This is a genomic window from Zhengella mangrovi, assembly GCF_002727065.1.
In the GTDB taxonomy this organism is placed as follows: domain Bacteria; phylum Pseudomonadota; class Alphaproteobacteria; order Rhizobiales; family Rhizobiaceae; genus Zhengella; species Zhengella mangrovi.
Genome location: NZ_PDVP01000002.1, coordinates 594196 through 615184 on the forward strand (window position 1 = coordinate 594196; position 20989 = coordinate 615184).

Sequence of the window (20989 nt, forward strand, 5' to 3'; positions counted from 1 at the left end):
GTGACCTAGATGGGTCAGTAAAAGGCTTTGTCGATTGGTCCCGATTGGATAAACAGGCCCTGTCGGCAGTCAAGCCGGCGCCCGCTCACGTGCAGCAAGCGATAACACCGGCAAGCCGCCGGCGAAAGGTCATCAATGCGTACCGACACAGGACAGGTCTTCAAGCTCTCCGACTACCAACCGACGGATTACCTCATTGCCAGCACGCACATGACGTTCCGGCTGGAGGAGGGCAAGGCGACCTGCAAGGCGGTGCTGAGCGTGGAGCGGCGCGACGGTGTGGCGGAGGGCGCGCCGCTGGTGCTCGACGGCGACGGCCTCGACCTGGCCTCGCTGAAGCTCGACGGCAAGCTGCTGAACGAGGGCTACGAGGCGACGCCGGACCGGCTGACGCTTGCCAATCCCCCTGCCCGTTTCGACCTGGAGATCGTCACGCGGCTCGACCCGGATGCCAACAAGGCACTGTCCGGCCTCTACCGCTCGTCCGGCAACTACTGCACACAGTGCGAGGCCGAGGGCTTCCGGCGCATCACCTATTTCCTCGACCGCCCCGACGTGCTTTCGGTCTACAGCGTGCGCATCGAGGCGCCGAAGGACGGGCACCCGGTGATGCTGTCGAACGGCAATCCCGGCGAGACCGGCGATCTCCGCGAGGGCTGGCACTTCGCCGAGTGGCATGATCCCCACCCCAAGCCGTCCTACCTGTTTGCGCTGGTGGCGGGCGACCTGGCACGCGTGTCCGACCGTTTCACGACCATGGAGGGCCGGCCGGTCGACCTAGGCATCTATGTCGAGCATGGCAAGGAAGACCGCGCGGCCTACGCGATGGATGCGCTCAAGCGCTCGATGCGCTGGGACGAGGAGGTGTTCGGGCGCGCGTATGACCTCGACGTCTTCAACATCGTCGCAGTGTCGGACTTCAACATGGGGGCGATGGAGAACAAGGGTCTCAACGTCTTCAACGACAAGTACGTGCTGGCGGACGAGGCGACGGCCACCGACGCGGATTTCGCCAATATCGAGGCGATCATCGCGCACGAGTATTTCCATAATTGGACCGGCAACAGAATCACTTGCCGCGACTGGTTCCAGCTTTGCCTCAAGGAAGGCCTGACGGTCTTCCGCGACCATGAATTTTCCGCCGACATGCGCTCGCGCGGGGTCAAGCGCATCGCCGAAGTGCGGCTGCTCAAGTCGCACCAGTTCCCTGAGGATGCCGGGCCGCTGGCGCACCCGGTGCGCCCGCGGGCCTACCGCGAGATCAACAACTTCTACACGGCGACGGTCTACGAGAAGGGATCGGAAGTGGTGCGGATGATCCGCACCGTGCTCGGTGCCGAGACATTCCGGGCCGGCATGGACCTCTACTTCGAGCGCCATGACGGCGATGCGGCCACGATCGAGGACTTCCTCGCCTGTTTCGAGGACGCATCGGGGCGCAACCTGTCGCAGTTCGCGCTGTGGTACCACCAGGCCGGAACCCCGCACCTGTCGATCAAGGCCAGCCACGACGCCCGGACCGGGCAGTTCGTGCTCGATGTCGAGCAGTCGGTGCCGGCGACGCCCGGTGAAAGCCGCAAGAAGCTGATGCACATCCCCCTCGCCTTCGGCCTCGTCGGTCCGGACGGCGAGGACATGGCGCCGACCGGCATCGAGGGCGCGGAGGTGCGCGACGGCGTGATCCACCTGACGAAGCGCAAGCACACGATCCGCTTCTCCGGCATCCACGAGCGGCCCGTGCCGTCGCTGTTGCGCGGTTTCTCGGCCCCGGTGACGCTGGCCTTCGAGCAGAGCGAGGCCGACCGCATGTTCCTGGCGCGCCACGACAACGACGCGTTCTCGCGCTGGCAGGCGCTGGACCGGCTGTTCAGCGACGAACTGATCCGTCTGACTCGGCTGGCGCGCGGCGGCAAGGCAATGGCGGTCGACCGGCAATTGGTCGCGCTGGCAGGCGAGATCGCCGCCGACGGCGCCCTGGAGCCGGCCTACCGGTCGCTGGCGCTGACCCTGCCCGGCGAAGCGGACATCGCGCGGGAAATCGGGGAGGATGTCGATCCGGACGCGATCTTCGCTGCACGCAACGTGCTCTCGACGGCGATCGCCGACGGCAACGGTGACGGCTTCCGCCAGCTTTACGACGGGCTGGAGGAAACCGGGCGTTTCCGCCCCGATGCGGCGCAGGCCGGCCGGCGGGCGCTGCGGCTGACGCTGCTCGGTTACCTGACCGGCGAGGCGGAGACCGCGCTTGCCAAGGCGCATTTCGACACGGCCGGCAACATGACCGACCTCGCCGGGGCGCTGGCCGTGCTGACGCAGAAGGCCGGCGGTTCGGCTGCGGCCGAGGCGGCGCTGGAGGCCTTCGAGGCGCGCTTCCGCGACGATCCGCTGGTGCTGGACAAGTGGTTCTCCATGCAGGCGATGATGCCCGGCGACGCGGCGCTGGCGCGGGTCAAGGGCCTGATGGACCATCCGGGTTTCCAGATTGCCAATCCGAACCGGGTGCGCTCGCTCATCGGCATCTGGGCGAGTGCGAACCAGACCGGCTTTCATCGTCCGGACGGCGAAGGCTATGCCTTCTTCGCCGAGACCGTGCTGGCCATCGGAAAGATGAACCCGCAGGTCGCCGCGCGGCTTGCCACGGCGCTGCGCTCGTGGCGCTCGCTTGAACCGAAACGTCGGGAAAAGGCGCGCAAGGCGCTGGTTTCCATGGCGAATGCACCGGACCTTTCGACCGACCTGAAGGACATCGTGGACCGGACCCTGGCGTGACGTTCCGGGCGCCCGTTACCGACTTGTCAACTTTTTGATCGGCGGGGACTGGACAAGCCGAATCGCGGATGATTCCTTACTGACGATTCGGTTGTGCGGCGTTCCGAATCATCAAGCGGCAGACATCCAACGGGGAGGCCACACATGGCCAAGACGGACGCGTTCGGCGCGCCCGATCGGGACAGTTTTATCCGCGGCAACGCCAAGCAGGACCATGCCGGGCGGCTGCGCGGAGCAGCGCAACTTCTGGCCAAGCCGGCCTATCGCCGCCTGATCGCCTCGGAGCCCGTGCTTCGGCGGTCGGTCCCGATCCTGATCGTCATTTTCCTCGTCATGGTGGCGGGCATCCGCCTGATCAACATGCTCAACCAGCATGACGACACGGCCCAGACGGCCCGCGTGATGCTGCAGATGAGCGCCGGCAAGCTGGCCAGCGAACTGGCGCGGCTCGACGACGACGCACCGGTCGCCGACGTCCTGTCGGCCATCGAGGATGTCAATGCGGTTGGCGCCATGGGCGGGCGCAGCGCGCTGATCGTCACCGACAATTCGCTGACCGTGATCGCGGCCGTCGGCACCGCGCAGCCGCTCGTCGGTCGCAGCCTCGACACGATCCTGACCGGCGGGCAGCCGCTGTTCCTGTTCGGCGACAAAGCCGACGTCATGACCGTCGGAATGGACGGCCGCAGCCAGCTGGCCGCCATGTCGTTCAGCCCGAACCGGCGCTTCGGAGCGCTGGCCGTGGTGCCGGAGTCGCTGGTCTTCGCCGCCTGGAAACAGTCAATCTCGCTCAACGTCACGCTGTTTGTGACCACGTCGATGGTGCTGATCGTCATCCTGTACGCCTATTTCGGCCAGGCGGCGCGGGCACGTGCGGCCGATGCCATGTATTCCAAGGCCCACGACCACGTCGACATGGCGCTGATGCGCGGGCGCTGCGGCCTGTGGGATTGGGACATGTCGCGCGGCTGCATGTACTGGTCGCGGTCTATGTACGACATGCTCGGCTACGCGCCGAGCGAGGGCATGCTCTCCTTCGGCGAGGTGTCGAACATCATCCATCCCGACGACGGCGACCTCTTCGAGATCGCGACCCGGATCGCCGGCCGCGAGATCAGCCATATCGACCAGGTGTTCCGGATGCGCCACGCCGACGGCCACTGGGTGTGGATGCGCGCCCGTGCGAAGGTCGTCGACCCTGAGGCGCCGGAAGCCCACCTGATCGGCATCGCGGTCGATGTCACCGAGCAGCACCGCCTCGCGCTGGCCTCCGAGGAAGCCGACATGCGGCTGCGGACGGCCATCGAGAACGTCCCGGAATCCTTTGTCCTCTGGGATTCGCGCGGCAAGCTGGTCCTTTGCAATTCCAAGTACCTGGAGCAGATGGGCCTGACGGCCTCCGACGTGCAGCCGGGCACCCACCGCGACGACGTGGAAGCACAGATGGCCCCGTTCGCCATGCAGAAGCGCATGGCCAACGGCGACGGCGGCGCAACCTGGGAACGGCAGCTGGCCGACGGGCGCTGGCTGCAGGTCAACGAGTTCCGCACCCGCGACGGCGGCGTCGTGTCGATCGGAACAGACATCACCGCGCTCAAGCTGCATCACGAGCGGCTGCAGGAAAGCGAGCGCCGGCTGATGGCGACCATCCACGACCTGTCGCTGATGCGCAAATCGGAAGAAGAACGCACCCGCGAACTGGAAGACCTGAACCGGAAATACCAGGCGGAAAAGGACCGGGCCGAAGCAGCCAACCGGGCCAAGTCGGAATTCCTGGCCAACATGAGCCACGAGTTGCGCACACCGCTCAACGCTGTCATCGGATTCTCGGAAGTGATGCAGGCCGGCCTTTTCGGGCCGCTCGGTTCCGACCGCTACGAGGAATATGCGCGCGACATCCACCAGAGCGGCAATTACCTGCTCAACGTCATCAACGACATACTCGACATGTCCAAGATCGAGGCCGGACGGTTCACGCTGGAGCAGGAAAACTTCGATCTCTGCCCGCTGATCAAGGAAACCGTTGCCATGGTGGCCCTGCAGGCCAAGGCCAAGGCGATCACGATGGAAACGCGGATTTCCGACCGGCTTACGCTGACCGCCGACCGCCGGGCCATGAAGCAGATCACGCTCAACCTGCTGTCGAACGCAGTGAAATTCACCGGCGAAGGCGGGCACATCAAGGTGCGGGCGCGCAACACGTCCGGCGCGCTGACACTGACCATCGAGGACAACGGCTGCGGCATTCCGAGCGAAGCCCTGCGCAAGCTCGGCAAGCCGTTCGAACAGGTGCAGAACCAGTTCTCCAAGAACCATACCGGCTCCGGTCTCGGCCTCGCCATTTCCCGCTCGCTGGCCGAACTGCATGGCGGCGCTCTTAAAATCCGGTCGCACGAGGGCCGCGGAACCATCGTCTCCGTGCGCATTCCGCATGCGCAGACGGAACAACTGGCCGCCTGAGCTGCGTTCCATAAAAATGACCCCGGCCAAAAGCCGGGGCCATCCAATGCTTCAACCGCTGCCATCGGCCCGGTCTTGCCGGCGTCTTCGGGCAATGTCGCCACAAGTTGTTCGGCCGCAATGCCTTGCCGGGTTGTTCCGCCGCAACTCCGGACGCGAAACCGGTACCCACTTTCGCTGGAATTCACCTTCCCGTGCCGCAATTCCGGACGCGAAACCGGTACCCGCTTTCGCTGGAATTCACCTTCCCGTGCCGCAATTCCGGACGCGAAACCGGTACCCGCTTTCGCTGGAATTCACCTTCCCGTGCCGCAATTCCGGACGCGAAACCGGTACCCACTTTCGCTGGAATTCAACTTCCCGTGCCGCAATTCCGGACGCGAAACCGGTACCCACTTTCGCTGGAATTGCTCTAGTCGTCGTCGTCCATCATCGGGCGATTGCCGCGCATGCCGGGGCCCATTCCCTGACGGCCCATACCGTAGCCGGGCATGTTGCCCCAGTTGCCGCGCGGACCCCAGCCATCGCGATGACCCCAGTTGCCACGCGGGCCCCAGGCGCCAGGCCGGCCGACCTCGTCCTTTTCGACCTTGCCGTCATCGTTGCGGTCCATGAGCGCAAAGATCTTCTTCTGGCGGTTCTCGATCTCGTCGGTGGTCAGCTTGCCGTCGCCATTGAGGTCGAAGCGGCGTATCAGCTGCTCGGCCCGGCGCTCGGCCCGCATGCGCTCGATGACGTCGGCCACCTCGCCCACGGTCAGTTCGCCGTTCTTATCGGCATCGGCACCGAGGATGCGGCCACCCATGGCGGCGGAGAACTCCTCGTAGGTGACATCGCCGGACTTGTCGGCGTCGGCCCGGTCGAACATGGCCTGGCCACGCATGCCGGGGCCACGACCCATTCCGGGACCACGACCATATCCGGGCCCCATGCCCGGTCCCATTCCTGGGCCCATGCCCATTTCGTCTCGGTCCATGCCGCCACAATCGCCCGTCGGTCCCATGCCCATATGATGGCCACGCCAGCCACCGCCATCCCGGCCGGGCCCGAAATCATCCGCCTGTGCGGCGGCGGAGGCAAAGCCTGCCAAGGTCGCAAAAGCCAGTGCAAGTTTCGTCGTTTTCTTCATCTCGGCTTCCTCATGTTCCTGTTTCAACCATCGTCATGCAGGCACGTCTTACTCACCCGATGCCGCCTCGGCTTTTGCGCGAAGCAGCGTCTGGAAGTGTTTACGCACAAGAAGGGACATTTCTTTGACATGGGCTTCCAGAACCGAAAAATCCGGCAGGTCGGTCGAGCGCAAAAGGAGATCGACCAGGCCAGGCGGCGCGTCGTCGCGCTCGAACGGACCCGTGAGGCAGAGGCGAAGCATCTGCGTCAGCGCCATGTAGAGGGTCCATGCCGCGACAAGGTCGTCGCGCAGCGCGGGGTCTGCGAAATCCGCCGAAAGCGCACCCAGGACATCGCTCGTGGAGGTCAGGACGCCGCCGTCCTCCGGCAAGTCGACCTGGCCGGTCAGACGCGCCACCTGGGCGATGAATTCCAGGTCGATCAGGCCGCCGGGCACCAGTTTCAGGTCCCAGTGGTCGCGCGGCGGCTTCTCCTCACCGATGAGCTTGCGCATGTCGCGTGCTTCCTTGCGGATCCGCGCGGCATCGTGGCCCGCATCGGCGAGGATCCCGGCGATCCTGTCGGTCATCTCGCGGCTCAGGTGCTCGTTGCCGGCGACCATGCGGCCACGCGTCAGTGCCATGTGCTCCCAGACCCAGGCCTCGCTGCGCTGGTACTTGCAGAAGCTTTCCACGTGGGTGGCGACCGGCCCCTTGTTGCCCGAGGGCCGCAGGCGCAGGTCCAGTTCGTAGAGCACGCCCTCCGCGGTGGGCGCGGAGACCGCGGCGATCAGGCGCTGGGTCAGGCGGATGTAATATTGCGACGGTGCGAGCGCCTTCTGGCCATCGCTCTCCATCGCTTCGGGATCGTGGTCATAGAGCAGGATCAGGTCGACATCGGAGCCGGCGGTCAGTTCCCGGCTGCCCAGCTTGCCCATGCCGAGGATCGCGACACGGCCGCCGGCAACGCGGCCATGGCGAACCGCGAATTCCTCCTCGACCGCATCCAGCGCGGCGCCGATGGTCAGGTCTGCGAGGTCCGAGAAGGCCTTGCCGGCGCGCCGGGCATCGATGGAGCCGGTCAGCAGGCGCACGCCGATCAGGAATTTCTGTTCAGCAGCGAAAATGCGCAGGCGGTCGAGCACTTCCTCGTGCAGTGTCGCACCGGCCAGGAAGCTCTCCAGCCGCTCGGCGAGGTAGGCCCGCGTCGGCAGGTCGGAGATCAGCGCCGGGTCCAGGAGGCCGTCGAAGACATGGGCGCGCCGGGTGATGATGCCGGCCAGGCGCGGCGCGGCGCCCATGATGGTCGCCAGCAGGTCGAGGAGCGCCGGGTTCGTCTGCAGGAGCGAGAACAACTGGATGCCGGACGGCAAGCCGGCCAGGAACTCGTCGAAGCGCAGCAGGGCCTCGTCGGCGCGGCGGGTGGCGCCGAAGGTCTTCAGCAGGGCCGGCGTCAGCTCGGTCAGGCGTTCGCGGGCCTCGGCCGACTGGGTGGCGCGGTAGCGGCCGAAATGCCAGGTGCGGATGACGCGGGCCATGTCGCTCGGACGTTCGAAGCCCAGTTGCGACAGGGTTTCCAGCGTGCCGGGATCGTCGTCCTCGCCGGTGAAGACGAGGTTGCCCATGTCGCCGGACAGTTGCGGCGCGGTCTCGAAGAGCGCGGCATAGTGGGATTCGACGGTCTTCAACGCCGCGCGGAACCGCTCGGAGAAATCGTCGATGCCGGAAAAGCCGAGCATGAGGGCAATGCGCCGGATACCCTCGTCGTCCTCGGGCAGGATGTGCGTCTGCTCGTCGGCGACGATCTGGATGGCATGCTCGACGTTGCGCAGGAACCAGTATTGCTCCTCCATCTCGGCCGCCGTCTCCGGCTCGATCCAGCGGCGTTCGGCCAGCTTGTAGAGCATGGGAATGGTCTGGCGACCGCGCAGTTCGGGGAAGCGGCCACCGGCGATCAACTGCTGGGTCTGGACGAAGAACTCGATTTCGCGAATGCCGCCCCGCCCGAGCTTGACGTTGTGGCCGTGCACGGCGATGGCATCGTGCCCGCGGTGGGCGTGGATCTGACGCTTGATGGAATGGACGTCGGCGATGGCCGCATAGTCCATGTACTTGCGCCAGACATAGGGCTGCAACTCCTTCAGGAAGGCGTCCCCGGCGCGAATGTCGCCGGCCACCGGGCGGGCCTTGATCATCGCCGCGCGCTCCCAGTTCTGCCCCCTGCCCTCGTAGTAGATCAGCGCTGCCTCCACGGGGATGGCGAGCGCCGTGGAACCGGGATCGGGCCGCAGGCGCAGGTCGGTGCGGAAGACGTAGCCGTATTCGGTGCGGTCCTGGAGAATGCGGACAAGGCGGCGGGTCAACCGGACGAATGTGTCGGCAGCATCCCACGGATCTCCTACCGCGGGCGCGGAGGGATCGAAGAAGACGACGAGGTCGATGTCGGAGGAGAAGTTCAGCTCGCAGGCGCCGAGCTTGCCCATGCCGAGGACGATCCAGCCCGACCCGGTTTCGGGATCGGCGGCATCCGGCAGGGTCAGCTTGCCCTGGCGCGCGGCATCGGCCAGCAGGAAACGGATGGCCGCACCGATGGCGGCATCGGCCAGCGCGGACAGGCGCCCGACCGTGACGCGGGCATGGCCACCATGGGCGAGGTCGTCCAGCGCGATCAGCGCATGGGCCTCGGCCTTGAGGAGGCGCAGGTCGCGCATCAGGCCGGTCTCGGTCTGCTCCTCCTTCAGTCCGGCCGCGCGGATCCCGGCGAAAATGGCATCGAGGCACTTCTCCTGGCCATCTTCGGCCAGGCGGGAAAGGATGGCAGGGTCGCGGCGGACGGTATCGCGCAGGAAGGGCGACAGGTCGAGCGCGGCAGCGACAAAGGCCGCATTGACGTCGTCCGGGCGTTCCAGGATGCGGGCAAGACCGTCCAGGCCGGCATCGCCAGCCCGTCCGGCTAGATCGCGGCACTCGTCGCGGGCATGGTCCGGATCCAGCGGGACCAGAACGGCCTGGTCATCGCCGAACCACGGTCTTGAGGCTTGCCCGGCTTGCGACGTCATGGTTTTTCCTCCCCCCTGGAAAAGATCATCGACACGGCGAGTCCGGGGCCGGCGTCGCCGAGATCCAGGCGCCCACCGTGGAACTTCATCACCGCCTTTGCAAGCGCGAGGCCGAGACCGGAGCCGGGCTGGCTCCGGCTTTCCTCCAGCCGCACGAAGCGTTCGGTCGCGCGTTCGCGATCATCCGGCGAAATGCCCGGGCCGTTGTCGATGACGGACAGGACCGGCCCCTCCGGCCGGCTGGCAAGGGAAACCGTGACGCGGGCGTCCTTGCCGTCACCGCCGGCATACTTGATGGCATTGTCGACCACGTTGGAGACCATCTGGCCGATCAGTTCGCGGTTCCCGGCCACCTGCGCGTCGGCCAGCGGACCGCAGGCGAGCGTGACCCCGGCTTCCTCGGCCAGCGGCTCGTAGAGTTCGCAGACATCCCGGGCGACGGTGGCGAGGTCGACCGGCCCGCGCTCGGTGACGCCGTTGCCCGCTTCGAGGCGGGAAATCATCAGGATGGCATTGAAGGTTCGGATCAGGTGGTCGGATTCGGCCACCGCCTGCTCGAGGCCCGCGCGCAGTTCCGCCTCGTTGCTGGACGACGCCAGCGCCACCTCGGCGCGGTTGCGCAGCCGGGTGAGCGGCGTTTTCAGGTCATGGGCGATATTGTCGGCGACCTGCTTCAGGCCATCGTTGAGCTCGGCGATGCGCGCCAGCATGGCATTCAGGTTGATCGACAGGCGGTCGAACTCGTCGCCGGAGCCGGAGACCGGCAGACGTCCGCCGAGGTCGCCGCCCATGATGCGGCGGCTGGCCGCGGAGACGGCATCGATGCGCTTCAAGGCGCGGCGGCCGACGAAGAACCAGATCAGGAAACCGCCGAAGGCCATCATGCCGAGCGCCAGGATAAGCGCCTTGCGAACAACGACGCGCAGGCGTTCGGGCTCGCCCAGGTCCTTGCCGACCATGGCCAGCAGCCCGTTGGGCAGTTCGAAGATGCGGGCAATCGCCTTGTGCGGATCGTCGCTGTCGCGGGCGGCGGCGCCCTCGCCGTAGCGGACATAGGTGAAGGGCCGTTCCGTCCAGCCCTTGTTGTCGAGGATGCCGGGCGCAAGGCTCTGGACGTTGCCGGCGAGGATGCGGCCGGCGGGATCGGCGATCAGGAAGAGATTGGCGCCGGGCTGGCGGGCGCGGCGGTCAATGGACCGGACGATGCCCGGCAGGCCGGCAACCTCGTAGACCTGGGAAAGCTGGGCGATCTCCTGGTCGATCGATTCCCGCGTCTGCCCGGTCAGCATGCGCACCGACAGCGACGTCATGTAGGTCACCAGCGCGATGGCACAGACCATGAAGAGCAGGATGAAGAGCGCCGACAGGCGGGCGGCGGTCGTGTTCAGGATCGCCGGCAGGCGCATAGGCTCATCCTGCCTTGAGCATGTATCCGGCGCCACGCACCGTGTGCAGGATGGGCGTCTCGAAGCCCTTCTCGATCTTCGAGCGCAGCCGCGAAACGTGGACGTCGATCACGTTGGTCTGCGGATCGAAGTGGTAATCCCAGACGTTTTCCAGCAGCATGGTGCGGGTCACCACCTGTCCGGCATGGCGCATGAGATATTCCAGCAGGCGGAATTCGCGCGGCTGGAGCGTGATGTCCTGCCCGGCGCGCCGGACGGAATGGGACAGGCGGTCGAGTTCCAGGTCGCCGACGCGATAGACGGTTTCGCTGTCCTTGGCGCCGGAGCGCCGGTTGAGCACCTCGACGCGCGCCAGCAGCTCGGAAAAGGCATAGGGCTTGGTCAGGTAATCGTCGCCACCGGCGCGCAGGCCGGTCACGCGGTCATCCACCTCGCCCAGCGCGGAGAGGATGAGCACCGGGGTCTCGATGCCACGGGCGCGCAGGCCCGCGATCACCGACAGGCCGTCACGGCGCGGCAGCATGCGGTCGACGACGAGGATATCGTAACTGCCCGTCTCGCCCAGGGCGAAGCCGGTTTCGCCGTCTCCGGCGACGTGGGCGACGTGGCCGCTTTCCTCGAAGGCTTTCGCCAGGTAGTCGGCCGCCTCGCGGTCGTCTTCGATCACCAGTATCTTCATGGTGTCGGTCTTAACGGATTCACGGCCGATTTGGGACTGCATATTCAACGCCTCACTCCCTCTTTTTCAGCCTCGCAAACGGAATGCGGCAGCGGGTGATGGGGAACCCGCTGCCGCGCAGCCTCGCGCACGAGGCATTCGGGGCTGCCATGCCTCCGCCGCCATGGCCCTTGAGGGTGAGTGGGACCGGACGGCGAAGGCAAGCTCGGCAAACGGCGATCAGCCGTTCATGACCGGCAGGGCGACGAAGCGGTTGGACCCGTTGCGCTCCACCTGGAGAAGGACGGCCTTGCGGCCCGCCTTGTTGGCGGCATCGACGGCTGCCTGGACGTCCGCGAGGCTCGCCACCGGGCTGGAATTGACCGACACGATGATGTCGCCGGCCTGGATGCCGCGATCCTCGGCGTCGGACCCGGAGGCGACATCGGTCACGACGACGCCCTTGCCGTCATCGGACGGCGTGACCGTGAGTCCGAACTCCTCCATCGTACCCGGCTGGGCCGGCGTGGACTGCTGGCCGTTGTCGTTGCTGGCCATGTCGTTCATCTTCGGCATGGTGCCAAGCTTGACGGTGATGTCCTGGGACTTGCCGTCGCGCCAGACCGAGACATTCACGTCGGTGCCGGGATTGATGCCACCGATCTTGCGGGCCAGGTCGCGCGGGCTGTCGACCGTGTCGCTGTCGACCGCGGTGATGATGTCGCCGGCCTTGAGGCCAGCGGCCAGCGCCGGGCTGCCCGGCTGCGGTTCGGCGACGATGGCGCCCTTGGCATCGGCCAGGCCGACGGATTCGGCGATATCCTTGGTCACCGGCTGGATCTGCACGCCAAGCCAGCCGCGCTGGATCGAGCCGTGCTGGATCAGGTCCTGCACCACGTTCTTGGCAATCGACGCCGGGATGGCGAAGGCGATGCCGACGTTGCCGCCGGACGGCGAGAAGATGGCGGTGTTGATGCCGATCACCTCACCCTTCAGGTTGAAGGCGGGGCCGCCGGAATTGCCGCGGTTCACCGCCGCATCGATCTGGATGAAATCGTCGTAGGGGCCGGCGCCGATGTCACGGCCGCGTGCCGAGACGATGCCAGCGGTCACGGAACCGCCCAGGCCGAAGGGGTTGCCGACCGCGACGACCCAATCGCCGACGCGCACCTTGCTGTCATCGGCAAAGCCGACATAGGTGAACTTGCGTGCATTCTCGACCTTGAGGACTGCAAGGTCCGTGCGCGGGTCTGTGCCCACCAGCTTGGCATCGAGTTCCGTGCCGTCATCCATGACGACCGAATAGGCTGCACCGCCTTCGACGACGTGGTTGTTGGTGACGAGGTAGCCATCGTCGGAAATGAAGAAGCCGGAGCCCTGCGAGGTCGGGCGCAGATGCGGGCGGCGGTTGCCGTTCGGTGCCTGGCGCCCCTGCTGGTCACCGGGGCCACGGAATTCGCGGAAGAAGCGGCGAAGCGGATGATCCGGCGGCAGGTTGTCCATGCCCGGCATGCCGGGGAAGTTGAAGGAGAAGCCGTCGTTGCTGGCCGGCTGGACGTCGCTCTTGACGCGGACGGAGACGACCGCCGGAGAAACCTTCTCGACGACATCGGCAAAGCCGGGATTCATCTGGGTCGCCTCGACCTTCACCGCCTCGGCGTGAGCGGAGGGAGACAGGGCGGCCATTCCGGATGCGGACGCAATCGCGACGGCGGCGGCCGCGGCCATGTAGCGCATACGCAGCTTGGATGTTGTTGCGGTCATGTCTTCGATATCCTTTCCTCGTTCGGCGCCTTCGGGCACCTTCGAAAGGATATCTAGGACAGGTCACATTACGCGGCTCTTTCCGGTGAATGAAACTTTTGTAATGTCACGGAAAACCGCGTTCAGCCGTCGCCGTTCAGGCGGGTCGCCACCTTCGAGCCATGCTCCAGCGTGCGATGAACCGGGCACTTGCCGGCGATTTCCACCATCTTGTCGCGCAGCGCTTCGGGAATCCCGCCCTCCACGGAAATGACCCGCTCGAAGCGATCGACACGGCCGCCCATGGCCTTTTCCTCGTCGCTGCACTCGGCGCAATCGGCGGCATGGATCTTGGCATGACTGACATCGACCGTGACGCGGCCAAGGTCCAGCTTCTTGCGGTCGGCATACATGCGCAGGGTCATCGACGTACAGGCGCCCAGCGCGGCGGACAGGAAATCATAGGGCGACGGCCCCGTATCCAGCCCACCGACGCTTTCCGGCTCGTCGGCAAACAGGCGATGGCGGCCAGCGAGGACCGAATTCTGGAACGTGCCCTGCCCCGTCTCTGAAACACGCACATGTTCGCGCGCCGTTTCGCCCTGGGCGCGGTCGGACGGCAGGTAGCGCGAAACCCAGCCGGCGATCACCGAGGCCGCGAACTGGGCATCTTCTGGCCTGGTGAGCAGGTGGTCGGCATGATCGAGCGAGATGAAGCTCTTGGGGTGCCTGGCCGCTTCGAAGATGGCCGCGGCATTATCGATGCCGACCGTTTCGTCATAGGGCGAGTGCAGGATGAGCAGAGCCTTTCGCATCCCATGCACGGCCTTGCGGACATTGGCGGTTTCCACGTCCTCGACGAAATCGCGCGATATCGTGAACTCCCGGCCAGCCAGGTTCACCTTTGCCTGTCCCTGTTCGCGGATTTCAGCGAGCGAGGCATGGAAGCCGCGCAGCACATGGTCGGCATCGGCGGGCGCGCCAATGGTCACCACGGCCTTCGCCTCGGGGATTTTCAATGCCACGGACAGAACGGCGGCGCCGCCCAGCGAATGCCCGACCAGGATGGTTGGCGCCTCGTAATTCGCGCGCAGCCAGTCGGCGGCGGCGATCAGGTCACCGCAATTGGAGGAGAAATCCGTGGAAGCGAATTCGCCTTCCGAGGAACCGAGGCCCGTGAAATCGAAACGGAGAACGGCAATGCCGGCACGCGCCAGGTCGGCCGCGATCCGTCGTGCGGCCAGGATATCCTTGGAGCAGGTAAAGCAGTGGGCGAACAGAGCGTAGGCGCGCACGGGGCCGTCGGGCAAGTCGAGCCTGGCGGCCAGGCTGGCGCCGGAATGCCCGGCAAACTCGATGCGTCTCAACGTGGCAACCATGGTCTTTTTCCCCCAAGTTCACGGTAGCGATCAATGCATGCACACGGCACTAATCGCCTTCGGCCAAAATCTTCTTCAATTCAGCGTTTTCCGCCTCGCTGAGACCGGTTGGAGCCGCGCGGCGGCGGTTCCGCACGCTGACGGCAACAAGAGCCCCGCCAAACAACAGAACGAGCACAGGCGTTCCCCAGAGCAGCAGCGTCTTGAGTTCGAAGCGGGGCTTCAGCAGAACGAATTCGCCGTAGCGTGAAACAACAAAGCGCACGACTTCCTCGTTCGTGTCGCCCTTTTCCAGCCGCTCGCGAACCAGGACACGCAGGTCGCGGGCCAGATCGGCATCGCTGTCGTCGATGGACTGGTTCTGACAGACCAGACAGCGCAATCCGGCCGAGATTTCGCGGGCGCGGTGCTCCAGCTTCGGATCGCTCAACATCTCGTCCGGCCGGACGGCGAAAGCCGGCGCCGCCTGGAGCAGCAGCATCGCAGCCGCGGCGAACGCCGGCAGAAGGCGGCGAATCCGCGAGGTCATGCCCGGCCCCCTGTTGCGGCGGCTTCGGTACCCTTTGCCGAGCGCGCGGGGGCGCCGATGCGCAGGCGACGGTCGGCCAGCGAAACGATACCGCCGAACATCATGACCAGTCCGCCGATCCAGATGAGGGTGACCAGCGGCTTGTACCAGATGCGCACGACCATGCCGCCGTTGGAGGCCGGGTCGCCGAGCGACACGTAGAGCTGAGAGAAGATGAAAGTGTGAATGCCCGCTTCTGTCGTGGGCATGCGGCGCGCGGTGTACATCCGCTTGGCGGACGAGATTCCGGCGATCTTTTTCCCCGCCGCGTTGACGAGGGAGAAGCGGGCCTCGTCGGCGGTGTAGTTCGGGCCCTGGACCGGAACGGTCTCGTCGAAGCGAAGGGTGTAGCCGGCGACCGGCAGTGTATCGCCCTTGGCCATGGTCAGGATGTTCTCGGTCTGGAAGGCCGTGACAGACACGATACCGAGCAGGGTCACGCCGAGGCCGAAATGGGCGATGGCAGTGCCGAAGGCGGACCCCGGAAGGCCGCGCAGGCGGCGCAGCATCACCGGAGCCGACACCTTGCCGATGCCGGCCTTCAGGGCGAGATCGGTGAGGCTGCCGGCAAGGAGCCAGAACGCGAGGCCGGCGCCCAGTGCGGCGAGCAGCGCGGTGCGATCGACGAAGAGCAGGACGACGGCGACGGCGGCGAGCGCCACCGCGAACGCGGCGACCAGGCGCTGGCCGGCGGCGAAGAGATCGCCGCGCTTCCAGGCGAGCAGCGGGCCGAACGGGACGGCCAGCAGCAGCGGCAGCATGAGCGGCCCGAAGGTCAGGTTGAAGAAGGGCGCGCCGACGGAAATCTTCTCGCCCGTTACCGATTCCAGCAGCAGCGGATAGAGCGTGCCGATCAGCACGGTCGCCGCCGCGGTCGTCAGGAACAGGTTGTTGAGGACCAGCGCGCCTTCCCGCGAGATCGGCTGGAACAGGCCGCCTGCGGTCAGCGTACCCGCGCGCCAGGCGAACAGGGCCAGCGAGCCGCCGATGAAGACCATCAGGATCATCAGGATGAAGACGCCGCGCGAGGGGTCGGTGGCAAAGGCATGAACCGAGGTGAGCACGCCGGAGCGGACGAGGAAAGTGCCCAGCAGAGAGAAGGAAAAGGTGATGATCGACAGGAGGATCGTCCAGATCTTCAACGCCGATCGCTTCTCCATGACGATGGCCGAGTGCAGCAGCGCCGTGCCGGCGAGCCACGGCATGAAGGACGCGTTCTCGACCGGATCCCAGAACCAGAAGCCGCCCCAGCCGAGCTCGTAGTAGGCCCAGTAGGAGCCCATGGCGATGCCGGCGGTCAGGAAAATCCAGGCAGCCAGAGTCCACGGGCGAACCCAGCGCGCCCAGGCGGCGTCGACGCGGCCGTCGATCAGCGCCGCCACGGCGAAGGCGAAGCTGACCGAAAAGCCGACGTAGCCGAGGTAGAGAAGCGGCGGGTGAATGGCGAGGCCGATGTCCTGAAGGATCGGGTTGAGGTCCTGGCCTTCGACCGGGGGGCTGGCCACGCGGATGAAAGGATTGGAGGTAAACAGGATGAAGAGGAAGAAGGCCGTGCCGATCCAGCCCTGGACGGCGATCACCGTGGCCCTCAGGCTCGACGGCAGGTTGCCGCCGAACAGGGCCACCAGCGCGCCGAAGAGCGACAGGATGAACACCCAGAGCAGCATGGAGCCCTCGTGATTGCCCCAGGTGCCGGAGATCTTGTAGATCAGCGGCTTGGCAGAATGCGAGTTCTCGACGACGTTGAGCACCGAGAAGTCCGACGTCACATAAGCCTGGATGAGGGCGACAAAGGAGATCGTCACCAGGGCAAAGACGGTCACGGCGGCCGGCGCCGCCATCCCCATCAGCCGCTCGTCGCCGGTGCGCGCGCCGTAGATCGGCAGGACCGACTGGACCAGCCCGACGGCCAGCGCCAGCACCAGGGCAAAGTGTCCGATTTCAACCATGGTCCTCTCTCCCTCTCCCGGTCGTCAGTTGGTGGCCTGGCCTTCCTGCCAGACGCCCTTTTCCTTCAGGCTTTCCACCACTTCCTTGGGCATGTAATTCTCGTCATGCTTGGCCAGAACGGTATCGGCGACGAAGACGCCGTCGCGGTTGAACAGGCCTTCCGTGACCACGCCCTGCCCTTCGCGGAACAGGTCGGGCAGGATGCCGTCATAGGTGACGGGCACGTCCTTGATGGTATCGGTCACCGCGAAGCGGACCCTGGTGCCATCGCCGCGCACGACGCTGCCATCCTTGACGATGCCGCCAAGGCGCATTCGCTGGCCCGCCTCGGCGTGCATGGAGGTCAGGTCGGACGGCGTGACGAAGAAGACAATCTTCTGGTTCAGCGCGACGAGCACCAGCCCGGTGGCGATGCCCAGGAATGCGAGTCCGCCGAAAATCACCGCCAACCGTTTCTGCTTGCGAGTCATGGCCATAGCGCTTCCACCTCAGTCTGTTTTCGCCGCAGGCTCGATGCCGAGCGACGCCGCGAAGGCGGTGATACGACCGGACTCGTCCGGCTTTCCGTCGAAAGCGGCGAGCGCCTCGGTCAATGCTGCCGTGGCATCGTCCTTGCGCCCCATGACGGCATAGGCGCGGATCAGGCGCTGCCAGCCCTGCTCGTCGTCCGGGTTGTCCTTCAGCTTGCCGGCGAGCCGGTCGACCATGCCCTCGATCATCGACTGGCGGTCGGTCGCGCTCATCTGCGAGGCGTTGGCGACGTCCTCGGCCGTCGGACCTGGCGCGGCAGGTGACGCCTGCGCTCCATCCGCGATGCCGACCGACGCGGCGAAGCCGTCCAGGCGGGCGAGCGCATCGGGCTTGCCAGCGAAGGCTTCACGCGCGCTCGCCAGCGCGGCAGCCGCGTCTTCCTTGCGGCCCATGACGGCATAAGCGCGGATCAGGCGCTGCCAGCCCTGCTCGTCGTCCGGGTTGTCCTTCAGCTTGCCGGCGAGCCGGTCGACCATGCCCGCGATCATCGACTGGCGGTCGGCCGCGCTCATCTGCGACGCATTGGCCATGTCCTCAGCCGTCGGACCGGGTGCTTCGGCGGCGGCGACCGCCGGCGCATTGCGCGATTCCTCGATGGCCCGCAGCGCGGCCTGGCGCCACGGCGAATCGGGCGCAGCGTCCTCGCTCAGCCTGGTCCACGCGGTACGAGCCTCGTCGAGGCGGCCCGCCTGGGCGGCACCCACGGCGACGAAGAACCGCGACTTCTCGTTGGCAGGATCCAGTTCAAGAGCCTTCTCGAAGGCGGCCAGGGACGGACCGGCCACAATGCCTTGCGCACCCGCGCCAAGCGCTTCGCCCAAGCCATTCAGGCGATTGGCATTTTCACCCTTCAGGCGGATCAGGTTGCGCCATGCATCAGCGGATTCGTCGAAACGCCCGAGGCGCATGTAAATCGGACCCAGAACCTCCCAGCCGGTGGCGTCCGACGGGTTCTTGCGCAGATGCTCCTCGGCGCGCGCCACCAGTTCATCGATGGTGTTCTCGGTCGGGTTCTTCTGCATCCGCATGGCCAGCGGCTGGTCCGGCGCCGACGGCGAGCCCAGGTCGGCGTAGAGGCCCCAGCTGACCAGCGGTACGGCCAGCACTGCAGCACCTGCGATGACACGCGGCGATGTCGACGACGCCTTGACGGTCTGCGCCCTGAGCTGTGCATCGGCCTTCAGCAGGCGCCGGCCGATCTCGGCCCGCGCTTCCGTCGCCTCCTTGCCGGAAATCAGTCCGCGGGCCTCGTCACGCTCGAGCTCCTCGAGCTGATCCTTGTAGACCTCGCGGTCGAACGCGGCTGCGTCGACCGACGTCTCCTGCTTTCGCAGGAGCGGGCGAAGCAGCGCCACAGAGGCGCCAAGGGTCAGGAAAACGGCAATGATCCAGATCGTCATGGTGCCCATTTAGACATTGCGACAGCCGATGCCAACCGGCACCTGGGAAGAGCCGGTGGCGCATTTCGCCACAGGCCGGGTTCAATTGAGGAGAGTCCAGCTGCCATCCGGATTGCGGCAGGCCGCGCCCCTGTATTCGCTTACCTGCCCCGACACGGTCAGCGCGTGGGCATATTGACGGCAGTTCTGCGAGCCGACCTGGTAGGGCTGCGCCGGGGTGACAGCGCCTGAAACGCCGGACGACCCCTTCCATTCCACCGTCTCGCCTCCCCTGGAATATTCCAGCGCCCTGTATTCCGCCTCGACCGCGCGACGCTCGTTGTCGGTTCCGGGCTTGAGCGCATCGCTCTGGGCGACCAGGCCGCCACCCAGCGGCGCCAGCAGGTTCTTCTCCACCGCGGCGGCACCACGAGACTGGAGTGCCAGCGGCGCAAAGGCAGTCCGCGTGTTCCCGCTGGTCGCGCATCCGGCAAGCGCGATGGCCGGCAGCAGGATCAGGAAGGGCAGAAGTCGCATCAATCGTTTCCTCGAAACTCGGACGGCCAACCCGTTAGTGACAGGATTTGGCCGAATTAGGACCATTTCACATTTTCACACGGGGCAGTTCCACCCTGGCCTCGAGCCCGCCGAGCGAGGACTCACCCAGTTGAAGCCGGCCCCCGTATTCATTGACCAGTTCGGCGACGATGGAAAGACCGAGCCCGGTTCCCGGTGTCTTTTCATCCAGCCGGCGGCCGCGCTTGAGTGCCTCGGAAGCCTTGTCGGCCGGAATGCCCGGACCGTCGTCGGCCACGGATATGACCAGCCGGCCCGCCTCGCCGGGCTCCAGCCGGACCAGAACCGACTGGCGCGACCACTTCATCGCGTTTTCGAGGAGGTTGCCGACGATCTCCTCGAGGTCCTGTTCCTCGCCGGCGAAAAGCAGCGGGGCCTGCGGCAGGTCATCGTCGAGATCCTTGCCCGGGTTGAGCTTGGCGACGACACGCACCAGCCGGGCCACGGCAGCGGTGGCGTCGGTGCGGAAGATCACGCTCTCGCGCTGCGCGGCGATGCGGGCCCGCTGAAGGTAGTGCTCGACCTGGTTTCGCATGGCCTCGGCCTGTTCGCCGATAATTCGGCCCTTGTCACCACCGACGGCCCTGCCCTCGTTGACGATGACCGCCAGTGGCGTCTTGAGCGAATGGGCCAGGTTGCCGACCTGGATGCGCGAGCGTTCGACGATCCGGCGGTTGTTCTCGATCAGCGCGTTCATCTCCTCTGCCAGGGGCTCGATTTCGAACGGGAACGGACCGGACAGGCTTTGCGCCCTGCCCGCGCGAATGTCGCCGAGGGCCTTGCGGACTCGCACCAGCGGCTGCAGGCCATAGCGCATCGCGGCGGCATTGATGGCGACGAGCGCCAGGCCGAGAATGGCAAAATAGGTCCAGACCTGGCGCCGGAAGGCGCCGATCTCGTCGCGCAACTCGCTTTCGTTGCCCATGATCCGGAACCGGGCCGCGGCGCCGGTTCCCCCCAGTTCGAACTCGCTTTCGAAGATGCGGACCTTCTCGCCGGCGAGCCCTTCGGCAATGTAATGGCGCCGGAAGAAGCTGTCGAAGGGAACCTTGTCCGGCGCCGGGGACGGGATAGGCCCGGTGAGCGACGGCGACGAGAGAGGCGCCTTGATACCGCCGGTCACGGGCTCGACGGACCAGTACCAGCCCGATTCCGGCTGCGAGTAGCGGATGTCGCCGAAATCCGGCGACCCGTCGAGCTGGCCGTTCGAATCGAGGCCGACGGAGCCGATCAGGTTGAAGAGATGGGCGGAGAGGAGCTGGTCGAAATTGCGCTCGCTCGAGCGGCCGTAGAGCGTGGCGATCACGGTCGCGATGACGAAAAGGGCAATGACCACGAGAAACGTGGACAGCAGCGTCACGCGGAGAGCGAGTGATTTCGGAAGAAGCGTCATCCGCACCTG

General features: G+C 66.1%; 14 protein-coding genes. 2 read left to right on the forward strand and 12 right to left on the reverse strand.

Annotated features, from left to right (window positions below; genetic code table 11):
• The first annotated feature begins 135 nt into the window (after window positions 1-135).
• Complete coding sequence (pepN, locus tag CSC94_RS06720; RefSeq protein WP_099305107.1) at window positions 136-2769, forward strand: aminopeptidase N; 2634 nt, start codon at window positions 136-138, stop codon at window positions 2767-2769.
• 144 nt (window positions 2770-2913) lie between these two features.
• Entirely contained in the window at window positions 2914-5229 is a 2316-nt protein-coding gene (locus CSC94_RS06725; RefSeq protein WP_099305109.1) for a PAS domain-containing sensor histidine kinase, read from the forward strand.
• A 412-nt stretch (window positions 5230-5641) separates the two neighbouring features.
• Here CSC94_RS06725 and CSC94_RS24845 read toward each other — a convergent pair whose 3' ends face one another.
• The 12 genes from CSC94_RS24845 to CSC94_RS06785 form a co-directional block, all read right to left on the reverse strand.
• A complete protein-coding gene (locus tag CSC94_RS24845; RefSeq protein WP_245408276.1) occupies window positions 5642-6130 on the reverse strand; it encodes an EF-hand domain-containing protein in 489 nt (162 codons plus the stop codon).
• 276 nt (window positions 6131-6406) lie between these two features.
• Window positions 6407-9397 carry a bifunctional [glutamine synthetase] adenylyltransferase/[glutamine synthetase]-adenylyl-L-tyrosine phosphorylase gene (locus CSC94_RS06735; RefSeq protein WP_099305112.1) on the reverse strand — a complete coding sequence of 997 codons (2991 nt, stop codon included), beginning with the start codon at window positions 9395-9397 and terminating at the stop codon, window positions 6407-6409.
• Window positions 9394-10803 carry a sensor histidine kinase gene (locus CSC94_RS06740; protein ID WP_099305114.1) on the reverse strand — a complete coding sequence of 470 codons (1410 nt, stop codon included), beginning with the start codon at window positions 10801-10803 and terminating at the stop codon, window positions 9394-9396. Before CSC94_RS06740 ends, CSC94_RS06735 begins: the two co-directional genes overlap by 4 nt.
• A gap of 4 nt (window positions 10804-10807) precedes the next feature.
• Entirely contained in the window at window positions 10808-11482 is a 675-nt protein-coding gene (locus CSC94_RS06745; RefSeq protein ID WP_099305294.1) for a response regulator transcription factor, read from the reverse strand.
• A gap of 219 nt (window positions 11483-11701) precedes the next feature.
• A complete protein-coding gene (locus CSC94_RS06750; RefSeq protein WP_099305116.1) occupies window positions 11702-13225 on the reverse strand; it encodes a DegQ family serine endoprotease in 1524 nt (507 codons plus the stop codon).
• Between the two features lie 122 nt (window positions 13226-13347).
• Entirely contained in the window at window positions 13348-14583 is a 1236-nt protein-coding gene (locus tag CSC94_RS06755) for a bifunctional alpha/beta hydrolase/OsmC family protein (protein WP_099305118.1), read from the reverse strand.
• A 49-nt stretch (window positions 14584-14632) separates the two neighbouring features.
• Window positions 14633-15112 (reverse strand): cytochrome c-type biogenesis protein, encoded by a 480-nt coding sequence (locus CSC94_RS06760; protein WP_099305120.1) that lies wholly within the window; start codon window positions 15110-15112, stop codon window positions 14633-14635.
• Window positions 15109-17100 carry a heme lyase CcmF/NrfE family subunit gene (locus tag CSC94_RS06765; RefSeq protein WP_099305122.1) on the reverse strand — a complete coding sequence of 664 codons (1992 nt, stop codon included), beginning with the start codon at window positions 17098-17100 and terminating at the stop codon, window positions 15109-15111. Before CSC94_RS06765 ends, CSC94_RS06760 begins: the two co-directional genes overlap by 4 nt.
• 24 nt (window positions 17101-17124) lie before the next feature.
• Window positions 17125-17571, reverse strand: a complete 447-nt coding sequence (ccmE, locus tag CSC94_RS06770) for a cytochrome c maturation protein CcmE (protein ID WP_099305296.1) — start codon at window positions 17569-17571, stop codon at window positions 17125-17127.
• An 18-nt stretch (window positions 17572-17589) separates the two neighbouring features.
• Complete coding sequence (gene ccmI / locus CSC94_RS06775) at window positions 17590-19032, reverse strand: c-type cytochrome biogenesis protein CcmI (RefSeq protein WP_165784348.1); 1443 nt, start codon at window positions 19030-19032, stop codon at window positions 17590-17592.
• 81 nt (window positions 19033-19113) lie between these two features.
• Complete coding sequence (locus tag CSC94_RS06780) at window positions 19114-19548, reverse strand: RT0821/Lpp0805 family surface protein (protein ID WP_099305126.1); 435 nt, start codon at window positions 19546-19548, stop codon at window positions 19114-19116.
• Window positions 19549-19615: 67 nt separating this feature from the next.
• Window positions 19616-20980 carry a sensor histidine kinase gene (locus CSC94_RS06785; protein ID WP_099305128.1) on the reverse strand — a complete coding sequence of 455 codons (1365 nt, stop codon included), beginning with the start codon at window positions 20978-20980 and terminating at the stop codon, window positions 19616-19618.
• Between the last annotated feature and the right edge of the window lie 9 nt (window positions 20981-20989).

Bases quoted from the DNA above. Each gene is read 5' to 3' on its own strand.
- CSC94_RS06750 (WP_099305116.1), bottom strand. From the start codon at position 13,225: ATGACCGCAACAACATCCAAGCTGCGTATGCGCTACATGGCCGCGGCC.
- CSC94_RS06735 (WP_099305112.1), bottom strand. From the start codon at position 9,397: ATGACGTCGCAAGCCGGGCAAGCCTCAAGACCGTGGTTCGGCGATGAC.
- CSC94_RS06725 (WP_099305109.1), top strand. From the start codon at position 2,914: ATGGCCAAGACGGACGCGTTCGGCGCGCCCGATCGGGACAGTTTTATC.
- CSC94_RS06755 (WP_099305118.1), bottom strand. From the start codon at position 14,583: ATGGTTGCCACGTTGAGACGCATCGAGTTTGCCGGGCATTCCGGCGCC.
- CSC94_RS06760 (WP_099305120.1), bottom strand. From the start codon at position 15,112: ATGACCTCGCGGATTCGCCGCCTTCTGCCGGCGTTCGCCGCGGCTGCG.
- ccmI (WP_165784348.1), bottom strand. From the start codon at position 19,032: ATGACGATCTGGATCATTGCCGTTTTCCTGACCCTTGGCGCCTCTGTG.
- CSC94_RS24845 (WP_245408276.1), bottom strand. From the start codon at position 6,130: ATGGGTCGTGGCCCCGGCATGCGTGGCCAGGCCATGTTCGACCGGGCC.
- CSC94_RS06745 (WP_099305294.1), bottom strand. From the start codon at position 11,482: ATGAAGATACTGGTGATCGAAGACGACCGCGAGGCGGCCGACTACCTG.
- CSC94_RS06785 (WP_099305128.1), bottom strand. From the start codon at position 20,980: ATGACGCTTCTTCCGAAATCACTCGCTCTCCGCGTGACGCTGCTGTCC.
- CSC94_RS06780 (WP_099305126.1), bottom strand. From the start codon at position 19,548: ATGCGACTTCTGCCCTTCCTGATCCTGCTGCCGGCCATCGCGCTTGCC.
- pepN (WP_099305107.1), top strand. From the start codon at position 136: ATGCGTACCGACACAGGACAGGTCTTCAAGCTCTCCGACTACCAACCG.
- ccmE (WP_099305296.1), bottom strand. From the start codon at position 17,571: ATGACTCGCAAGCAGAAACGGTTGGCGGTGATTTTCGGCGGACTCGCA.
- CSC94_RS06740 (WP_099305114.1), bottom strand. From the start codon at position 10,803: ATGCGCCTGCCGGCGATCCTGAACACGACCGCCGCCCGCCTGTCGGCG.
- CSC94_RS06765 (WP_099305122.1), bottom strand. From the start codon at position 17,100: ATGGTTGAAATCGGACACTTTGCCCTGGTGCTGGCGCTGGCCGTCGGG.